Source organism: Microbacterium paulum, from assembly GCF_015707995.1.
In the GTDB taxonomy this organism is placed as follows: domain Bacteria; phylum Actinomycetota; class Actinomycetes; order Actinomycetales; family Microbacteriaceae; genus Microbacterium; species Microbacterium paulum.
Genome location: NZ_JAAGRY010000030.1, coordinates 1 through 17,712 on the forward strand (window position 1 = coordinate 1; position 17,712 = coordinate 17,712).

17 protein-coding genes are annotated in these 17,712 nt (G+C 71.0%); 9 read left to right on the top strand and 8 right to left on the bottom strand.

Going from position 1 to position 17,712, the window contains the following annotated elements; all coding sequences use genetic code 11:
- The 3 genes from G3N18_RS08530 to G3N18_RS08540 all read right to left on the bottom strand — a co-directional run.
- A partial coding sequence (locus G3N18_RS08530; protein ID WP_206693090.1) for an FMN-binding negative transcriptional regulator occupies positions 1 to 653 on the bottom strand: 653 nt, incomplete at its 3' end.
- A gap of 46 nt (positions 654 to 699) precedes the next feature.
- Entirely contained in the window at positions 700 to 1,704 is a 1,005-nt protein-coding gene (locus G3N18_RS08535) for an Fpg/Nei family DNA glycosylase (protein WP_196383867.1), read from the bottom strand.
- Positions 1,705 to 1,718: 14 nt separating this feature from the next.
- Positions 1,719 to 2,273 carry a ribose-5-phosphate isomerase gene (locus G3N18_RS08540; protein ID WP_196383868.1) on the bottom strand — a complete coding sequence of 185 codons (555 nt, stop codon included), beginning with the start codon at positions 2,271 to 2,273 and terminating at the stop codon, positions 1,719 to 1,721.
- A 55-nt stretch (positions 2,274 to 2,328) separates the two neighbouring features.
- On the opposite strand from G3N18_RS08540, the gene G3N18_RS08545 reads away from it, so the two are divergent.
- The 8 genes from G3N18_RS08545 to G3N18_RS08580 all read left to right on the top strand — a co-directional run bounded on the left by G3N18_RS08545 (position 2,329) and on the right by G3N18_RS08580 (position 12,439).
- Positions 2,329 to 2,742 (top strand): ArsR/SmtB family transcription factor, encoded by a 414-nt coding sequence (locus G3N18_RS08545; protein ID WP_196383869.1) that lies wholly within the window; start codon positions 2,329 to 2,331, stop codon positions 2,740 to 2,742.
- Positions 2,739 to 4,424 carry a SulP family inorganic anion transporter gene (locus G3N18_RS08550; RefSeq protein ID WP_196383870.1) on the top strand — a complete coding sequence of 562 codons (1,686 nt, stop codon included), beginning with the start codon at positions 2,739 to 2,741 and terminating at the stop codon, positions 4,422 to 4,424. The genes G3N18_RS08545 and G3N18_RS08550 overlap by 4 nt, the downstream gene beginning before the upstream one ends.
- A gap of 72 nt (positions 4,425 to 4,496) precedes the next feature.
- Positions 4,497 to 7,040: an aminopeptidase N gene (pepN, locus tag G3N18_RS08555; protein ID WP_196383871.1), complete on the top strand. Its 2,544-nt coding sequence runs from the start codon at positions 4,497 to 4,499 to the stop codon at positions 7,038 to 7,040.
- Positions 7,041 to 7,148: 108 nt separating this feature from the next.
- The gene (locus G3N18_RS08560; protein WP_196383872.1) at positions 7,149 to 8,078 is read left to right on the top strand and encodes an ABC transporter ATP-binding protein; all 930 of its coding nucleotides are present in this window, start codon (positions 7,149 to 7,151) and stop codon (positions 8,076 to 8,078) included.
- Entirely contained in the window at positions 8,075 to 8,905 is an 831-nt protein-coding gene (locus G3N18_RS08565; protein WP_196383873.1) for an ABC transporter permease, read from the top strand. Before G3N18_RS08560 ends, G3N18_RS08565 begins: the two co-directional genes overlap by 4 nt.
- An 84-nt stretch (positions 8,906 to 8,989) precedes the next feature.
- The gene (locus G3N18_RS08570) at positions 8,990 to 10,264 is read left to right on the top strand and encodes a mechanosensitive ion channel family protein (protein WP_196383874.1); all 1,275 of its coding nucleotides are present in this window, start codon (positions 8,990 to 8,992) and stop codon (positions 10,262 to 10,264) included.
- Positions 10,261 to 10,716, top strand: coding sequence for a globin (locus tag G3N18_RS08575; protein ID WP_196383875.1), 456 nt, complete (start codon positions 10,261 to 10,263; stop codon positions 10,714 to 10,716). The genes G3N18_RS08570 and G3N18_RS08575 overlap by 4 nt, the downstream gene beginning before the upstream one ends.
- A 37-nt stretch (positions 10,717 to 10,753) precedes the next feature.
- The gene (locus G3N18_RS08580; protein ID WP_196383876.1) at positions 10,754 to 12,439 is read left to right on the top strand and encodes an FAD-binding dehydrogenase; all 1,686 of its coding nucleotides are present in this window, start codon (positions 10,754 to 10,756) and stop codon (positions 12,437 to 12,439) included.
- A gap of 211 nt (positions 12,440 to 12,650) precedes the next feature.
- Here the strand turns inward: G3N18_RS08580 and G3N18_RS08585 are convergent, their stop codons facing one another.
- Positions 12,651 to 13,319: a DUF8185 domain-containing protein gene (locus G3N18_RS08585; protein ID WP_196383877.1), complete on the bottom strand. Its 669-nt coding sequence runs from the start codon at positions 13,317 to 13,319 to the stop codon at positions 12,651 to 12,653.
- Between the two features lie 171 nt (positions 13,320 to 13,490).
- On the opposite strand from G3N18_RS08585, the gene G3N18_RS08590 reads away from it, so the two are divergent.
- Positions 13,491 to 14,360, top strand: coding sequence for an acyl-CoA thioesterase (locus G3N18_RS08590; protein ID WP_196383902.1), 870 nt, complete (start codon positions 13,491 to 13,493; stop codon positions 14,358 to 14,360).
- A 13-nt stretch (positions 14,361 to 14,373) separates the two neighbouring features.
- Here the strand turns inward: G3N18_RS08590 and G3N18_RS08595 are convergent, their stop codons facing one another.
- The 4 genes from G3N18_RS08595 to G3N18_RS08610 are packed head-to-tail and all read right to left on the bottom strand — an operon-like array spanning position 14,374 to position 17,701.
- On the bottom strand, positions 14,374 to 14,847 hold the full coding sequence (locus G3N18_RS08595) for a thioesterase family protein (protein WP_196383878.1): 474 nt from the start codon (positions 14,845 to 14,847) through the stop codon (positions 14,374 to 14,376).
- A complete protein-coding gene (gene ettA / locus G3N18_RS08600; protein WP_196383879.1) occupies positions 14,840 to 16,519 on the bottom strand; it encodes an energy-dependent translational throttle protein EttA in 1,680 nt (559 codons plus the stop codon). Before ettA ends, G3N18_RS08595 begins: the two co-directional genes overlap by 8 nt.
- Positions 16,520 to 16,567: 48 nt before the next feature.
- On the bottom strand, positions 16,568 to 17,059 hold the full coding sequence (locus G3N18_RS08605; protein WP_196383880.1) for a DUF6993 domain-containing protein: 492 nt from the start codon (positions 17,057 to 17,059) through the stop codon (positions 16,568 to 16,570).
- A gap of 57 nt (positions 17,060 to 17,116) precedes the next feature.
- Positions 17,117 to 17,701, bottom strand: a complete 585-nt coding sequence (locus G3N18_RS08610; protein ID WP_196383881.1) for a single-stranded DNA-binding protein — start codon at positions 17,699 to 17,701, stop codon at positions 17,117 to 17,119.
- Positions 17,702 to 17,712 lie beyond the last annotated feature (11 nt).

Consider the following 17,712-nt stretch of genomic DNA (forward strand, 5'->3'; position numbering starts at 1 on the left):
CCCGCCGCGGTCGAGCGCAGAGGCGCCGCCCCGCGCGCGGCGCGCAGCGCGTCATGGGCGCGGCGCATCTCGGCAGGAAGCCGCGGGTCGGCGTAGGGGCTCGCGCCGGCCTCGAGCTCGGCGACGACCCGGTCGACGACCTCGTCAGACTTGTTCTGACTGAGCTTGCGCTTGGCGATGACCTTCGTAGGCGTCAGCCGGAACCCGACGGTGCCGTGTTCCAGCCGCCGCACGTACTCCTCGTCGTTCGGCGCCTGCCACATCAGCCGCGGCTGCGGCAGGGACCGCTCGAACCGGGCGACGAGCCGGTCGAGCACGCGCAGGTTCTCTTCGGGGCTCAGAATCTCGGGCACCCCGGTCAGGTGCACCGAGACGAAGTTCCAGGTCGGCACGCTCGGCACGTCGCCGTACCAGCCGGGCGAGATGTACCCGTGCGGCCCCTGCACGACGACGAGCAGCTCGCGCTCCCCCAGCCCGTGGATGGCGTCGTCGGGTTTGCCGACGTGCCCCACGATCGTGAGGTCTCCGCTGTCGCCCTCCTCGTCGAGGAGCACGGCGTAGTGCGATGCCACGAGGCCGTCGGGGCCCGCACTCACGATCGTGACCCAGGGGTTCTCGTCGATGAGGCGGCGGAGCTCAGCGGCATCCGTCATCGCGAAACTCGGATTCTGTCGCACGGTCTACCTGCTTCTCACGGGGTCACTTCTGGCACGACGGGCACCAGTAGAGCTTGCGGGCGCCCATCTCTTCGAGCACGATCTCGGTGCCGCACACCCGGCACGGCAGCCCGGCACGGTGATACACCCAGTGCCGGTCATCTCGGCTCGCCATCGCGCGGCGGTACGCCTCGGGGTCGAGGTCGTCCATCGTCATCATCTGACCGGTCTCGACGCCGATCACGAGCAGCCGTGCCCAGTCGCGCCAGATCGCGCGCACGACCTCTTCGGGCACGAGCTTTCCGGGGGTGTGCGGGTCGAGCAGGGCCCGGTAGAGCAGTTCGGCGCGGTACACGTTGCCGATGCCGCTGACGACCGACTGGTCCATCAGCAGCAGCCCGATCGGGGTGGGCTTTCTGCGGACGACCGCCGTGAAACGCTCTTCTGCCTCGTCGGGGTCGTCGACGAGCGGATCGGGTCCGAGCTTCGCGATCGTCGCGCGCACCTCGTCGGGGGTCTGCAGTTCGCACGCCGTGGGGCCGCGGAGGTCTGCCGAGGTGACGTCGGTCATGAGGCGCAGCCGCACCTGGCCGACGACCGGCGGCGGCCATTCGTCGCCATCGTCGTCGAGGCCCCGCGTCTGCTCGCTCATGCGCACCCGGCCGCGGGCGCGCCGGGGCGCCCCGATCGAGGCGAGCGAGTTCTCGCCCGCATCGTCGAAGACGGCGGATGCCTCGTCGAGGTCGGTGCCGCGCTGGTTGGTCTGACCCATGCGGCCGTTCGCCGAGGCGATCGTCGGATCGACGAGGATCTCGCCCGCGAAGTCCCACGCGCCGTACATGCCGAGGTGCACGCGGAGCCACAGGTCGCCGTCGAAGGCGAGGAACATCTGCTTGCCGACGGCGCGCACCTCGACCGCCTCTCGGCCGTCGATGACGGCCGCCCCCTCGGCGAAGCGCCCCTGCGGGCTCGACGCCGAGACGACCCGGCCGACATAGTTGCGGTCGAACTGGCGGGCGATGCGATGGACGGAATGACCCTCGGGCATGAACGGCGCGGGCCTCAGCCGGCTTCGGGGTCGAGAACGTCGGACGACTCTCCCCCGTGCGGGGCGTCGGCGGCGGCCTGCTGCGCGGCGCGCGGGTCGGGCTCGAGCGTGCCGTCGGTCTCGAACGCCGCAAGCTGCGCGATGCGGCGCACGTGGCGCTCCTCGCCCGAGAACGGCGTCGCGATGAACCGGTCGATGAAGCCGATGGCCTCGGCGACGGTGTGCTGGCGGGCGCCGATCGCGATGACGTTGGCGTCGTTGTGCTCGCGGGCGAGCTCGGCGGTCGCGATGCTCCAGACGAGCGCCGCGCGGATGCCGCGCACCTTGTTGGCCGCGATCTGCTCGCCGTTGCCCGACCCGCCGAACACGATGCCGAGGGCGGGCGTGCCGGCCGACTGGTCGGCGATGACGGCCTGGGCGGCGCGGATGCAGAAGGCCGGATAGTCATCGAGCGGGTCGAACTCGATCGGGCCGTGGTCGACGACGTCGTGACCCTGCTCGGCGAGATGGTGCTGCAGCTGCGTCGAGAACTCGAGGCCCGCGTGATCGGTCGCGATGTGGATGCGCATGCCCCCATCCTAGGAGCGCGGTACCGGTCGCGGAGCGCGATATGATGTTTTCATCATGCCACTAAGTCACGCCGAGCGCCCGCTCTACGAGGTGAAGGCGAACCTCTTCAAAGGACTGGCGCACCCCTTCCGCATCCGTCTGCTCGAACTGCTCGCGGGCCAGAGCGAAGTGAGCGTCGCCGCACTGCAGAGCGAGACCGGGCTCGAGGCATCCCACCTCTCCCAGCACCTCTCGGTGCTGCGCCGTCACCGCCTCGTCACGTCGGAGCGCCGCGCCAGCCACGTCTACTACCGGCTCGCCGACCCGCGGGTGGCGACCCTGCTCACGGCGGCCCGAGAGCTGCTGCTCGGCATCCTCGCCGCCGACGGCGACCTGCTCGACGACGCCCGCGCACTGCCGGCGCTCCCCCTCGCACCCGTCTCGGCCGCACCCGCGGCCCCCGCGGTCGACGCCGCGGCACGCGCATGAGCGGGGTCAGCACGATCGCGGGCGCAGCCCGACGCGTCGGACGCGGCGCGCTCCGGTTGCTGCCCTCTCGCGCCGACTACCGCGACGTGCCGCGCACGTGGCGCGGAGACCTGCTGGCGGGGCTCACGGTCGGCATCGTCGCGCTCCCCCTCGCCCTCGGGTTCGGGGTGAGCTCGGGGATGTCTGCCGAAGCGGGCCTCGTCACCGCGATCGTCGCGGGTGTGCTCGCCGCCGTCTTCGGCGGCTCGAACGTGCAGGTGTCGGGCCCGACCGGGGCGATGGTCGTGGTGCTCGCCCCGATCGTCGCGGCGCAGGGCGCGGGCGCCGTGGTCACCGTGACCCTCATCGCCGGCGTGATCGTGCTCGCCGCGGGTGCGCTCGGGCTCGGCCGGGCCGTCTCGGTGATCCCGTGGCCCGTGATCGAGGGGTTCACCCTCGGCATCGCCGTGATCATCTTCTTGCAGCAGGTGCCTCAGCTCACCGCCGCCACCACACTGCCGGGGCACAGTTCGAACGCGCTCGTCGCCGCCGTGCAGTCCCTGCTCGCGGCGGACCCCGGCTACCTCGTCTGGGCTGTCGCCGCCGCTCTGATCGTCGCCGCGTGCATGCTGCTCGCACCCCGCATCCACGCCGCGATCCCCGGGTCGCTCGTCGGCATCGTCGTCGTCAGCCTGCTCGCGCTCGTGATCCCGAATCCGCTGACCCGCATCGGCGCACTGCCGGCCGGGCTCCCCGCACCCAGCCTCCCCGCGCTCGACCCCACTGCGCTCGGAGCGCTCCTGCCCGCCGCCGCCACCGTCGCAGCGCTCGCCGCCGTCGAGTCGCTGTTGTCGGGGCGCGTCGCCGCCTCGATGGCCGACACGGGGCGCTTCGACCCCGACCGCGAACTCGTCGGACAGGGCATCGCCTCGATCGGATCGGCGCTGTTCGGCGGCATGCCGGCGACCGGCGCGATCGCCCGCACGGCGGTGAACGTGCGCTCGGGGGGCCGGTCGCGCATCGCGGCGATCTTCCACGCCGTCGTGCTGCTGGTCGTCGTGCTCGCCGCCTCGGGCCCCGTCGGCATGATCCCGCTCGCCGCGCTCGCCGGTGTGCTGATGGTGACGGCCGTGCGCATGGTGCACGCCGGAACCGTGCGCGCGATCCTGCGCTCCACCCGCGCCGACGCGCTCGCGTTCGTCGTGACGGCGGTGATCACCGTGTCGTTCGACCTCATCGTCGCCGTCATCATCGGGGTCGTGCTCGCGGGCATCGTGGCGCTCCGGAGCCTCTCGCGCTCGTCGTCGGTGCACCGTGAGGCGGTCGCCGCCCCGCGCCAGGAGGGCGACGAGCGCATCGCGATCCTGCGGCTGGACGGTCCGCTCTTCTTCGCCGCCGCCGATCGCGTGTTCGAAGAGATCCAATCGGTCACCGACGTCTCGGTCGTCGTGCTGCGCATGAGCCAGCTCGAACTCGTCGACGCGACGGGCGCGCGCATGCTCGGCGACATGGTGCAGGCCCTCGAAGCGCGCGGCATCACGGTGCTCATCAAAGGCGTGCAGGCCCGGCACGAAAGCCTGTTCCGCACCGTCGGGGTGCTCGGGGCACTGAGACACCACCACCATCTGTACAACGACCTTCCCACGGCGATCGCGCACGCGCGCGACCACGTCAGACGCGAGCAGAGCGCGCCGACGCCGTAGGCTTGACCAGTTGCCGTCGGCGCCAGCAGCGCCGGTCCGCGGCATCCCGCCCTCACCCTTGGGAGAATCGCAGTGCCTGGACAGAACCTCACCCGCATCGAAGCGCAGGAGCGTCGCGCGGTCGTCTCGACCGAGAGCTACGACGTCGCCCTCGACCTGACGACCGGCGCCGAGATGTTCCGCTCGCGCACGGTCGTGCGTTTCACCGCCACCGACGGCGCGTCGACCTTCATCGACCTCATCGCGCGCGAGGTGCACGAGATCACCCTGAACGGCGCGCCGGTCGATGTTTCGGCGTTCGCCGACTCGCGCATCGCGCTCGACGGCCTCGCGGCCGACAACGAGCTCGTCGTCGTGGCCGACTGCCTCTACACCAACACCGGCGAGGGCCTGCACCGCTTCGTCGACCCAGTCGACGGCGAGGTGTACCTCTACTCGCAGTTCGAGGTGCCCGACTCTCGGCGCGTGTTCGCGGTGTTCGAGCAGCCCGACCTGAAGGCGACGTTCCGCTTCACGATCACCGCGCCCGAGGCGTGGAAGGTGATCTCGAACTCGCCCACCCCCGAGCCTGTGGCCGCCGGCGACGGCGCGGCGACGTGGGAGTTCGAGCCCACCCCGCGCATCTCGTCGTACATCACCGCGATCGTCGCGGGCCCCTACGAGGCGACCTTCTCGGAGCTCACGAGCGCGTCGGGCCGCGTGATCCCCCTCGGCGTCTACGGCCGCAAGAGCCTGTGGCAGCACCTCGACGCCGACTACATCTTCGACAAGACCCGCGAAGGCTTCGCGTACTACGAGGAGAAGTTCGGCTACCCGTACCCGTTCGCGAAGTACGACCAGCTGTTCGTGCCCGAGTTCAACGCGGGCGCGATGGAGAACGCCGGGGCCGTCACCTTTACCGAGACCTACGTCTTCCGCTCGAAGGTCACCGACGCCGTCAAGGAGCGCCGCGTCGTCACGATCCTGCACGAGCTCGCGCACATGTGGTTCGGCGACCTCGTGACCATGAAGTGGTGGAACGACCTCTGGCTCAACGAGTCGTTCGCCGAGTGGGCCTCGACCATCGCGACCGCCGAGGCCACCGAGTGGACCGGCGCCTGGACGACCTTCAACGCGATGGAGAAGACCTGGGCGTACCGTCAGGACCAGCTGCCCTCGACCCACCCCGTTGTCGCCGAGATCAACGACCTGCACGACGTCGAGGTGAACTTCGACGGCATCACCTACGCCAAGGGCGGGTCGGTGCTCAAGCAGCTCACCAGCTGGGTCGGCATCGAGGAGTTCTTCGCGGGCGTCGGCGCGTACTTCCAGAAGCACGCCTTCGGCAACACCGAGCTCGCCGACCTGCTCGTCGAGCTCGAGGCCACGAGCGGGCGCGAACTCGGCACGTGGTCGAAGAAGTGGCTCGAGACGGCGGGCGTCAACACGCTCGCCCCCGAGATCAAGACGGATGCCTCGGGCAAGATCACACGCTTCGCGATCGTGCAGACGGCGCCCGCCGACTACCCGACGATCCGCCCGCACCGCCTGGGCGTCGGGTTCTACAGCCTCGACGGCGACGCCCTGGTGCGCACGCACCACATCGAGCTCGACGTCGACGGCGACCTCACCGAGGTGCCCGAGCTCACCGGCCTCGCCCAGCCCGACCTGGTGCTCCTCAACGACGAAGACCTCGCCTACGCGAAGATCCGTCTCGACACCCGCTCGCTCGAGACCGCGATCGCCCACCTCGGCGGCATCGCCGACCCGCTCGCGCGCTCCCTCGTCTGGGGTGCGGCGTGGGATCAGACGCGTGATGCGGAGGCCTCGGCATCCGACTACGTCGACCTGGTGCTCCGCAACATCGGCGCCGAGACCGAGTCGACGACGGTGCGGACGACACTCGGCCAGCTGCAGCTCGCCGCGAACTCGTACGTCGCCCCCGAGAAGCGCACCGCCACGCGCGAGAAGGTCGCCGACGGCCTCTGGGCGCTGGCGCAGGCGGCCGAGGCCGGCAGCGACAGCCAGCTGCAGTTCGTCACGGGCTTCGCGAGCGCCGCGGCCACTCCGGCGCAGTGGGAGCAGGTGCGGGCGCTCCGCACCGGCGACACGGTCCTCGAGGGCCTCGAGATCGATGCCGACCTGTCGTGGGCGCTGCTCGTCTCGCTCGCCGCGGGCGGGCTCGTCACGGGCGCCGACATCGACGCCGCGCTCGCCGCCGACAACACCTCGAAGGGCGGCGAGTTCGCCGCGCAGGCGAAGGCGGCCCTGCCCGACGAGGCATCCAAGCGTCTCGCCTGGGCCTCGCTCGTCGACACGGCAGACCTGCCGAACACCGTCGTGCGCGCGGCCTCGGCCGGGTTCGTGCACCCTGCGGGCGTCGACGCGCTCGGCGCGTTCGTCGCGCCGTACTTCGACATGCTGCTGCCGGTGTGGGAGAGCCGCACGTACCACATCGCCGAGTACCTCATCATCGGGCTCTACCCGGCGCCGCTCGCGAGCGCGGCGCTCCGCGATGCGACCCGCGCGTGGCTCGCCGAGCACCAGGACGCCCCCGCGGCGCTCCGCCGCCTCGTGCGCGAGAACCTCGCGGGCGTCGAGCGGGCGCTCGCCGTGCAGGAGCGCGACGCGCAGTAGACCGGATCGATCGGCGGGCGGGTGTCATCCTTCTGGACGACACCCGCCCGTCGTATCTCCTCCTCACGGTGGACGCGCCCGCGACGGCCCGCCGCGTAGCATCGAAGCATGATCGTCGCCGAACGCCTCACGAAGAGATACGGATCCACCACCGCCGTCGATGACGTCTCGTTCACGGTGCGACCGGGGCTCGTCACGGGCTTTCTCGGCCCCAACGGGGCGGGAAAGTCGACGACCATGCGGATGATCGTGGGCCTCGACGCCCCGAGCGCGGGCAGTGTCACCGTCGGCGGTCGCCGCTACGCGCAGAGCCGCACGCCGCTGACCGAGGTCGGCGTGCTGCTGGATGCCAAGGCGGTGCACACGGGCCGCTCCGCGCGGGCGCACCTGCGCGCCATGGCCGCGACCCACGGCATCCCCAACAGCCGTGTCGACGAGGTGATCGCCCTCACCGGACTCGAGAGCGTCGCACGCCGGCGCGCCGGCAAGTTCTCGCTCGGCATGGGGCAGCGCCTCGGCATCGCCGCCGCGCTGCTCGGCGACCCGGGAACGCTGATCCTCGACGAGCCCGTCAACGGGCTCGACCCCGAAGGCGTGCGCTGGGTGCGCGAGTTCGTGCGGCACCTCGCCCGCGAGGGGCGCACGGTGCTGCTCTCGAGCCACCTCATGAGCGAGATGGCGCAGACCGCCGACCACGTGATCGTGCTCGGGCGCGGCCGCGTGCTCGCCGACGCGCCGCTCGGAGAGCTCGTCGCGGCCTGGACGGCGAACGAAGTCGTCGTGCGCACTCCGCAGCCCGCCGAGCTCGCCGCCGCCCTGCAGGCGAGCGGTCCGAGCGGCGGTGGCCACGTCGCGGTCGAGAGCGTCGCCGACGGCACCCTGCGCGTCACCGGGCTGCCGGCCGCCGCGATCGGCGACCTCGCCGCCGCGCGCGGAATCGCGCTGCACGAGCTCACCCCCCGCACCGGATCGCTCGAAGAGGCCTACATGGCCCTCACCGAGGGGTCGGTCCAGTACCAGTCGAAGGAGATCGCATGACCGCCGCAGCACCCGTGGATGCCACCGTCGACGCGGCGGCGGCGCCGCGCCCGGCACGCCCCGCCTCCCCCTATCGGTTGTCGTTCGGGCGCGTCGTGCGCAGCGAATGGATGAAGCTGCTGACCCTGCGCTCGACGTGGTGGTCGCTCGGCGTGACCGTCGCCCTGTCGCTCGCGATCTCGCTGATGATGGCTTCGGCCTCGCGCGATTTCGGCGGGGGACTCGCCCCCGTGATGACGATCGTCATGCCGATGCAGTTCACGATGCTCGTCGCGGGCATTCTGGGCGCGATCGCCGTCACCGGTGAGTACTCGACCGGCATGATCCGCTCGACCTTCACCGCCGAGCCACACCGCGGTGCGGTGCTCGGCGCGAAGGCGATCGTCGTGGCCGTCGTGATGGCCCTCGCGACCGCGCTCACCTACCTCGTCGCGATCCTGCTCACCGCGCCGATCCTGGGTGGTGCCGGGATTGACTGGTCGGATGCCGCGCAGTCGTGGGTTCCGCTCGGGGCGGGAGTGTTCGCGATGGCGATGTTCGCGCTGATCGGCCTGGGCTTCGGCTTCACCATCCGCAACGGCGCCGGCGCGATCGCGGCGACCGTCGGCGTGCTGTTCGTGCTGCCGATCGTCCTCAACATGTTCGTGTTCGCCGGTGAGAGCTGGCAGTGGATCGTCGACCTCGGCCAGTATCTGCCGATGGCGGCGGCGCAGATGGCGACGACACCGGCGGGCGACGACGTGCTGCGGGGCATCCTCACGCTCGCGGCGTGGCCGGCGGCGCTGCTCCTCGGCGCGTGGGCGGCGCTGCGCACCCGCGACGCGTGAGCGGGTCGGGCGGCGCGCGTCGGGTTCCCTCCGCGTGCGCCCCCGCTCATCCGCGCCACAGGGTCGGTCGTTAGGATCGGAGCGATGATCTGGCGCACTGACCTCCACCCGGGCGAAACGCCCGCGATCGCCGACCCCGATCTGTGGCAGAAGATCCTGACCTGGCTCGGCGAAGCCGGGATGAACCTGCTCGCCGTGGCCCTCATCATCGTGGGCGCGATGCTCGCGTCGTGGGTGCTGCGCCTCGTGATCCGCCGGGTCGTCGACCGCATCGTGTCGGGCGCGAAGACCAAGGCCAACGTCGACGACACGCAGGCACTCGAGCGTTCCCCTCTCGCCTCGATGCGGCTCGTGCAGCGCACCCGCACTCTCGGGTCGATCCTGCAGAACATCGTCAATGTGACGCTCGTGATCATCGCCGCGCTGATGATCGTCAACGTGCTCGCCCCCGGCGTCGCAGGATCCTTCACCCTGCTGTCGGCGGCGATCGGCGCCGGGCTCGGTTTCGGCGCGCAGAACATCGTCAAAGACGTGCTCAACGGCATCTTCATCGTCGCCGAAGACCAGGTCGGCATCGGCGACGTGGTCGACCTCGGGCTCGCCACCGGCATCGTCGAATACGTGAGCGTGCGCGTCACGCACGTGCGCGACGTCAACGGCACCCTCTGGTACGTGCGCAACGGCGAGATCACCCGCATCGGCAACATGTCGCAGGGCTGGTCGCGGGTCATCATCGACCTCGCGGTGCCCGCCGACGTCGACATCGACGAGGTCGAGAAGACCATGCTCGGCGCGGCGAAGTCGCTCGCGAAAGACCCGAAGTGGCGCACCCGCGTCATCGAGCAGCCCGAGGTCTGGGGTCTCGAGTCGATCGCCGGCGATGCGCTCGTGATCCGCCTGGTCATGAAGACCCGCGCGAACGCGAAAGACGACGTCGCCCGCGAACTGCGCATGCGCCTCAAGCGCGCCGTCGACGAGCTCGGCGTCGAACTGCCCTCGCTCAACACCGTCACGCTCGTGGGCCTCGAGGGTGCGCAGCGCGTCCGCGGCGCGAACCCGCCCCGCACGCGGCCCACGCCCGTCGCGACGGCCGGCGCGGCGTCGGCGAACGCCGACGGTAAGGCCATCTGGAAGCCCCGCAAGGGCGGGTCGACGTCCGCGCAGCAGGCCGAGCGGGCCGAAACAGGGCCGACCGACGCGGCCGCACCGAAGAAGCCACGGGCGTCGTCTGCGTCGACCTCTGCGTCGACATCGAAGGGTGCCACAGGGAAGAGCGGCGCCGCCGACGAGGCATCCCCCACCGAGGCATCCACCCGCCCCACGTCGCCCGATGACGATTCGACGGGAGCCACCTCGTGACCGATCCCGAGCCGCAGAGCTTCTACGACGCGGTCGGGGGTCACGACACGTTCGTGCGCCTCGTCGACGCGTTCTACCGCGGCGTCGCGACCGACGAGGTGCTGAAGCCGATGTATCCCGAAGAAGACCTCGGGCCCGCAGCGGTGCGGCTCACGCTCTTTCTCGAGCAGTACTGGGGCGGGCCGACGACCTACAGCGAGCAGCGCGGCCACCCGCGCCTGCGCATGCGGCACAACCCGTTCCACATCGACCCCGACGCGCGCGACCGCTGGCTCGCGCACATGCGCACCGCCGTCGACGAGCTCGGCCTGTCGCCGCTGCACGAGGCGACGCTGTGGGATTATCTGGAACGCGCCGCGTACGCGATGGTGAACACCTTCGAGCCGCGCGGCATCGGACCGACGCGCCCCGCGTCGTCGGCGCCGCTCACCGTGCACCCCGACACGGCCTGAGCAGACGCAGCATCCCCCCAGCGACAAAGGAGTCGTCATGCCCTCTCCCACCCCCTCTTCGCACCGCGCCGACGCGCACCGCGCCGATGTGCTCGTGATCGGTTGGGGCCTCGCGGGTCTCGTCGCCGCCGCCGAAGCCGCCGCCGCGGGCAAGAGCGTCGTGATCGTCGATCAAGAGACGCGCGAGAACCTCGGCGGGCAGGCCTTCTGGTCGTTCGGCGGCCTGTTCTTCATCGACTCGCCCGAGCAGCGCCGCATGGGCATCCACGACTCGATCGAGCTCGCACGTCAGGACTGGTTCGACACCGCCGGGTTCGACCGCGACGACGACCACTGGCCGCGCCAGTGGGCCGAGGCGTATCTCGACTTCGCGCACCACGAGAAGCGCGCGTGGCTGCGTGAGAAGGGCGTCGGGTTCTTCCCCGTCGTCGGCTGGGCCGAGCGCGGCGGCTACACCGCCACCGGGCCGGGGAACTCGGTGCCCCGCTTCCACATCACGTGGGGCACGGGGCCGGGGATCGTCGCGCCGTTCCAGGCCGAGGTCGAGCGCGCCGAAGCGGAGGGCCGGGTGACGATCCTCCCCCGCCACCGGGTGACCGCGCTCGTCACCGCCGACGGCACCGTCACCGGCGCCTCGGGCGACGTTCTGGCGCCGTCGCACGCGCAACGCGGCGCCGCGACGTCGCGCGAGGTCGTCGGCGCGTTCGAGGTGACCGCGGCGGCGACGATCGTCGCTTCGGGCGGCATCGGCGGCAACCACGATCTCGTGCGCCGGCAGTGGCCCGCACGTCTCGGCACGCCTCCCGAGCACATGATCACGGGCGTTCCCGCCTACGTCGACGGGTCGATGCAGCCCGTCTCCGAAGCCGCCGGCGCGCGGCTGATCAACGGCGACCGCATGTGGCACTACGTCGAAGGCATCCAGAACTGGGATCCGATCTGGCCGCAGCACGGCATCCGCATTCTGCCCGGGCCGTCGTCGATCTGGCTGGATGCCACCGGCTCGCGCCTGCCCGTGCCGCTGTTCCCCGGTTTCGACACGCTCGGCACGCTCGCGCACCTGCGGCAGACCGGGTACGACCACTCGTGGTTCGTGCTGTCGCAGAAGATCGTCGAGAAGGAGTTCACGCTCTCGGGCAGCGAGCAGAACCCCGACCTCACCGGCAAAGACGTGGCGTTGCTCGTCCGCTCGCGCCTCGGCAAGGGCGCCGCGGGGCCGGTGCAGGCGTTCCTCGACCACGGGGCCGACTTCGTCGTGCGGCGGACGCTCGACGAGCTCATCGACGGCATGCGCGCCCTCCCCGGCGGCGACGCGCTCGACGGCGCGCGCGTGCGGCGCGAGGTCGAGGCGCGCGATCGCGAGATGAGCAACGAGTTCACGAAAGACGCGCAGATCGCGATGCTGCGCTCGGCGCGCGCCTACCGGGGCGACAAGCTCATCCGCACGGCCGCGCCGCACCGCATCCTCGATCCCGCGAACGGCCCGCTCATCGCGGTGAAGCTGCACGTGCTCACCCGCAAGTCGCTCGGCGGCATCGAGAGCGACCTGTCGGGGCGCGCACTCGGCCCGGGCGGCGCCCCGGTGCCGGGCCTGTACGCCGCCGGAGAGGCATCGGGCTTCGGCGGGGGCGGCGTGCACGGCTACCGCGCACTCGAGGGCACCTTCGTCGGCGGATGCCTCTTCTCGGGCCGCGTCGCCGGCCGCGCCGCCGCCGCCCTCTGACCCCGCCCCTGCCCCGCCCTGCGCCCCGTCCTGTCCTGCACTCCTCTCGCCGAACCGCCACGTTTTGGTCGAGCCGCTACGATTCGGTGCGCCGAATCATGCCGGTTCGCACAAATCGTGGCGGCTCGGCGAAGTGGGTGAGGGCTGGGAGGTGCGAGCGGCGCGGGGGCGCCACGACGCGGGGCGACGCGCCGGAGCGCGCGGGACCGGGTCAGGCGCCGCCGGTGGCGCGTACGGCGGTCAGGCCGGAGCGGACGGTGCCGCGGGTCAGCACATGCCCGCGGGCGAGCGAGACGCGCGTCCAGGGGCCGTTGCGGCGCACGAGCGCCGTCTCTTCGCCGGCGATGAACCCGAGGGCGAACGCCGCGAACGCGACGCCCCTCGGCAAGCCGCCCAATGCGTCGTCGGCGGCGCCCCAGACGGCTGACCGCACCGCGTGCACGGCGTCGTCACCGGCAGCCGTGGGCACACCCTCGGCGACCGCGGCGATCCCCCACTGCGCGCGCTCGGCGAGCACCGCGGCGGCGATCGCGCCGTCGTCGGTCCAGCCGGCGCGCGGCGGCGACACGCCCGCCCACGTGGCCGTCACGGCAGAATCGGGCAGTTGCAGCGCCGCCGGGTCGTCTGACGCGGTCAGAGACTGCGCCTCGACGACGAGGTCGCACACCAGCTCGGGGTCGACGCGCACCGCGCGCATACCGAGCACGGTGGGGGTCGATTCGAGCAGGGTGCGCGGCGCGAGCGGCGCCGCCGTCACGACGAGCGTGCCGTTCTGAGCCTTCAGGCGGATCGCGCCGTCTCCCAGGGGCGCCGCGCGGCCCGAGAAGGTGAGCACGTCGGCCGCGGTGGGCGCGTCGGGAAAAAGCAGGCGTTGCGACATCCGCCCTAAACTACCAAGCGACCGCGCCGCCTGGCCGCGAACCGGTCGCCCGCTGACGACAGGAGCACCGTGCGCGAACCCGCCCCCGCCGCCGAGAACGGCTCGCCCGAAGAACCCTCGTCGACGGCGACCGAGCACCCGCACCCGGCGGTCACCGACCCCGTCGGGCTCATGCTCGACGTGCTCGACCTCGATTCGAGCGCCGCGCGCACCACCGAAGACATCTTCACCGGCTCTTCGCACCCCATGCCCACCGGGCGCATCTTCGGCGGACAGGTGCTCGCGCAGGCGATCATCGCCGCCGACCGCACGACCGACGACGACCGGGTGCCGCACTCGATGCACGGTTACTTTCTGCGACCGGGCGACTCCTCCACCGGGCTGACCCTCTCGGTCGACCGCATCCACGACGGACGGTCGTTCTCGACGCGCCGCACCCAGGCCTACCAGCACGGCGTGCCGATCTTCTCGATGATCTCGTCGTTCGAGCGAGAAGACCCCGGCCTCGAGCATCAATCGCCCGCACCCGAGGGCGTGCTGTCCCCCGAAGAGGCGCTCGAGAGAGTCGGAGCGTCACGCCTGCATCCGCTGTCGCGGCGACTCATCAGCGAGAGCCCCATCGAGGTGGTGCACGCCGAGGGGGCGATCTACGAGCAGGTGCCCGGCCCGCACGTGCCGCAGCAGAACGTGTGGTTTCGCACGCGGCGCACGATCGGCGACGACCCGGCCCTGCACCGCGCGGTGCTCGCCTACACGAGCGACCTGACGATCCAGGAACCGGTACTGCGCGCGCACGGTGTGGCCTGGGCCCAGCCCGGACTGAAAGTCGCCAGCCTCGACCACGCCATGTGGTGGCACCGCCGCGCGCGCGTCGACGAGTGGTTGCTCTACGCGCAGGAGTCGCCGAGCGCGCGCGGCGGGCGTGGCCTCGCGACCGGCCGCATCTTCACCCGCGACGGCGACCTGGTGGCCACCGTCGCGCAAGAGATCATGGTGCGCGTGCCCGATGCCTCCGACGCCGGCCCGGCAAGCGAGGCCTGAGCGGCGACGCCCGTCAGCGCCGGCTGAAGACGATCGGCTCGCCGAGGTGCGGCGCCCAGGCCGCGCGCATCTCGTTCGACAGACGCGTCGGCCGGAAGGTCGCCGCATCGACGAGCACGACCGACGAGGATGCCCGGGCGTAGAGCGTCTGGTCATCGTCGGTGGCCGGGCTGTACACCTCGTAGCAGACCTCGACGCTCGATCCGCCGAGCTTGCCGAACCACATCTGCACGTCGAGCGGGTCGCGCCGGTAGGGCACGGGTGCGAGGTATTCGATCTCCTGCCGTGCGATGAGGGTCAGTTCACGGGCATCCAACCCCGCCTCGATCACCGCGGTGTCGGGTGCCTGCTCGCCGACGATCGGCGACCAGAACACCCGCACGCGCGCCTCTTCGAGCAGCTTCAACATCGTCGCGTTGTTGACGTGGTTGAACGCGTCGAGATCGCCCCACCGCAGGTGGATCGGAACGTGGATGCGCTCAGTCACGCGTGAGCTTGCGGTGCGTCGAGCGGTGCGGGTTGGCCGCGTCGGGGCCGAGGCGCTCGATCTTGTTCGCCTCGTAGGCCTCGAAGTTGCCCTCGAACCAGTACCACTGGTCGGGGTTGTCGTCGGTGCCCTCGTAGGCGAGGATGTGCGTCGCGATGCGGTCGAGGAACCACCGGTCGTGGGTGATGACCACGGCGCAGCCGGGGAACTCGAGCAGCGCGTTCTCGAGCGACGAGAGCGTCTCGACGTCGAGGTCGTTGGTCGGCTCGTCGAGGAGGAGCAGGTTGCCGCCCTCCTTGAGGGTGAGCGCGAGGTTCAGGCGGTTGCGCTCACCACCCGACAGCACGCCGGCCTTCTTCTGCTGGTCGGGGCCCTTGAAGCCGAACTTCGAGACGTAGGCGCGCGAGGGGATCTCGGTCTTGCCGACCGTGATGATGTCGAGGCCGTCCGAGACAACCTCCCACAGGGTCTTGTTGGGGTCGATGTTGGCGCGGCTCTGGTCGACGTAGCTGATCTTCACGGTCTCGCCGACCTTGAGGTCGCCGCCGTCGAGCGGCTCGAGACCGACGATCGTCTTGAACAGGGTCGTCTTGCCGACGCCGTTCGGGCCGATCACGCCGACGATGCCGTTCGGCGGCAGGCTGAAGCTCAGCCCGTCGATGAGCGAACGGTCGCCGAAGCCCTTCTGCAGCTTCTTCGCCTCGATCACGACGCTGCCCAGGCGCGGGCCCGCGGGGATCTGGATCTCTTCGAAGTCGAGCTTGCGCGTGCGCTCGGCCTCGGCCGCCATCTCTTCGTAGCGCGCGAGACGGGCCTTCGACTTGGTCTGGCGGCCCTTCGCCGAGGAACGCACCCATTCGAGCTCGTCCTTGAGGCGCTTGGCGAGCTTGGCGTCCTTCTTTCCCTGGATGTCGAGGCGCTCGGCCTTCTTCTCGAGGTAGGTCGAGTAGTTGCCCTCGTAGCCGATCAGGCGGCCGCGGTCGACCTCGGCGATCCACTCGGCGACATTGTCGAGGAAGTACCGGTCGTGGGTGATCGCGATGACGGCACCCTTGTACGACTGCAGGTGCTGCTCGAGCCAGAGCACGCTCTCGGCGTCGAGGTGGTTGGTGGGCTCGTCGAGGAGCAGCAGATCGGGCTTCTGCAGCAGCAGCTTGGCGAGCGCGACGCGGCGGCGCTCACCACCCGAGAGCTTGGTGACCGGCTCGTCGCCGGGAGGCGTGCGCAGGGCATCCATCGCCTGCTCGAGCTGGGAGTCGAGGTCCCAGCCGTCGGCGGCGTCGATCTCTTCTTGCAGGACGCCCATCTCGGCCAGCAGCGCGTCGAAGTCGGCGTCGGGGTCGGCCATGAGTGCCGAGATCTCGTTGAAACGGTCGAGCTTGCCCTTGATGGCGACGCCGTCCTGGATGTTCTCCAGCACCGTCTTGGTTTCATCGAGCTCGGGCTCTTGCATGAGAATGCCGACGGTGAAGCCCGGGGTGAGCTTCGCCTCGCCGTTGGAGGGCTGATCGAGGCCGGCCATGATCTTGAGGATCGTGGACTTTCCGGCGCCGTTCGGCCCGACCATGCCGATCTTCGCTCCCGGCAGGAACGACATCGTGACGTCGTCGAGGATCAGCTTCTCGCCCACCGCTTTGCGGGCACGGACCATGGAGTAGATGTATTCGGCCATAACGCGCCAAGTCTACGCGGCGACCCGTGTCGGGCTCGCCACCGGTTCTCACCAGTCGATGGGCCTCGTCTGGCCGATCAGGCACGTGTCGCCGGGAACGAGCGGCAGCACGAGCGCCGTCGGAGCAGGCGTCGAGGGGCCGACTTGGCCGACGAGGCATTCGCCCGCCCACTTCACCGAGAACTGGATCGAGTCGGCGGGGTTGCCGACCGTCGTGAGGTCGTTCGTGACCTGCATCTGCGCCTTCGGGAACCCGGCCGCCACGAGCGCATCGATGTAGGCGCGTCCCTGCGCGCGGGCATCGGTGGCGGCGACCGTGTTCACGACCTGGGCGAACAGCGGCAGGTTGTCTTCTGCCGAGCCGTCGGGCACCAGTGCCGGTCCCGTGGGCGTGGGGGTGGGCGTCGCCGTGGGCGCAGCGGTGGTCTGCGTGGACGTCGGGGTCGGCGTGGGTGTGCACGCAACGAAGCTGAGCACGCCGACGATCACCAGGGAACCGAGCGCGGTGAGTCGGCGCGGGGAAGAGGCGGAGCGGCGCACCCGTCGAGTCTAGGCGGGCCGCCCGCGCGCGGCCGACTCGCCGCGCTCGCTCGCCCGTCAGAACGGAGCCTCCTCCGACTGCGAGGGCGCACCCCACCCGCCGGCGGCGACGAGCGAACGCTCGTCGGCTCGTGCGTCGTCGCCGGTCGCGTCGCCGCCGCCCGAGGTCGCGAAGCCCGAGTCCGACGGCTCGACCAGCTCACCGGTGGCGTGATCGACGTCCGTGCTCTGCGCCCACTCGTCGGGGGCCGCGGCGCGCGCATCGGGGCCGTTGCCGCTCGATTCTGCGGCGCGCCCGTCTTTGACGAACGTGGCGACGCCGAACATCAGGTCGGGACCGATGCTCGTCGCCTCGAGATCAACGCTCGTTCCGGTGCGCCCGTTCGCCTCCCAGTGCCGCACTTTGAGCTTGCCCGAGAGGATGACGCGCTGCCCCTTCTCGAGCGAGGCGTAGGCGTGCTCGGCGAGCTTTCGGAACACCGAGACGTTGTAGAAGTTCGTGTGCACGTCGTGCCACGTGCCGTTCTCGAAGCGGCGCTCGGTGCTGGCCAACCCGAAGGTGACCATGGCGACTCCCCCTGCGACGTCGTGCCGCGTCGGGGGTGAGGTGAGGTTGCCGGTGATGGCGATGAGATCTGACATGACGGGTCGTC